Source organism: Streptomyces sparsus (assembly GCF_054776295.1).
Genome location: NZ_BAAHCA010001681.1, coordinates 1 through 578 on the forward strand (window position 1 = coordinate 1; position 578 = coordinate 578).

Below are 578 nucleotides of genomic sequence, written 5' to 3' on the forward strand. Positions count from 1 at the left end.
TGCCCTGGTGGACGCTGGGTGCGGCCGTCGCGCTGGTCTTCGCCGTCGCCGTGCCGCTCGCCGGCCGGGAGCGGTCGCTGCCGGGCATCGCGGGTCTGCTGGCGGCAGGGCAGATGGCCCTGCACACTCTCTTCGCCTCCGCCGGGACCGGCAGCCCGGACGTGCGGCCTTCCGGTGGTCGCAGCGACCTGCTGGCGCTGACCGGCAGCCTGGCCTGCAACGACCGGGCCGCCGCCGCGTTGACCGAGGCGGAGGCCCGCAGGCTGGTCGCCGATGCCGGCCTGAGCGGCGCGGTCGCGCACAGCGGCCACAGCCATGCCGACGCCGCGATGGGCGGCTATCCGGGTGGCGGTAACGCCGCGGCCGAGTGCCTGGCAGCCGTCATGCGCACCGCGTTGGCCATGGCTTCCGGACCGATGCTGCTCGGCCACCTGCTCGCCTACCTCGCCGCGGGCTGGCTGCTGCGACGTGGCGAGTCCGCGCTGTGGCGGCTGGTCCGGCTCTCCGCGGTGGCGGCCGACGAACTCCTGCTGCTGAGCCTGCGCACCGCGCTGACCTGGGCGTGCGCCCGGCGCGGC

General features: G+C 76.5%; 1 pseudogene. It reads left to right on the forward strand.

The features are described from left to right. Positions 1 to 578: pseudogene (locus ACYVE9_RS30280) on the forward strand (hypothetical protein); the annotation flags it as partial.